The following is a 610-nucleotide window of genomic DNA, read 5'->3' as shown; positions in this document are numbered from 1 at the left end:
CCAACAATAACGCTGCGGACGGTGAGCTGCTTGGCTTCTCTATGCTGCAAGAATCGGTGGATCAAGCCTCTTACATGTACTCAGACAACAAATACTTAGCGGAAATGGCGAAGTTGGTGTCCGATGGCGTAGAAGGTAAAGACCGCGCGCAAGAATTCCTTAACGGCGCAGAAAAAATCAAGACTTACATTAACCAGTGTATGTTTGATGAAAGCACAGGATTCTTCTACGACATTCACTTAAATGTGGCTGAAGATGGCACTACTCCTGCGCCTCTTGCAAATGGCTGTGCGGGTTTGCCGATTGTAGAGCGTGGACGTGGCCCTGAAGGTTGGTCGCCGCTGTTTAATGGTGCAGCAACGCAAGAGCATGCCGATAAAGTGATCGCGGTGATGCGTGATCAAGACGAGTTCAACACGCCAGATAAATTCCAAGGAACGGGTGTGCCTTTGCCGACCGCATCGCAAACTAACCCTGCTTACGGTAAAGATGTGTACTGGCGTGGTCGCGTGTGGCTAGATCAAGTGTACTTTGGCTTCCGTGCGATGGAAAACTACGGCTACAAAGAAGAAGCGATTGCAATGGCGAATGAACTGTTTAACAACGCAGA

At 49.3% G+C, this 610-nt stretch carries 1 protein-coding gene; it reads left to right on the top strand.

The features are described from left to right. On the top strand, positions 1 to 610 hold a 610-nt coding region (locus R7044_RS26470), incomplete at both ends, for an MGH1-like glycoside hydrolase domain-containing protein (protein WP_263857064.1).

This window comes from Vibrio sp. 1402 (assembly GCF_033340275.1).
Note: the sequence above shows the minus strand (reverse complement) of the source record. Positions and strands in the feature narration are given on the sequence as shown.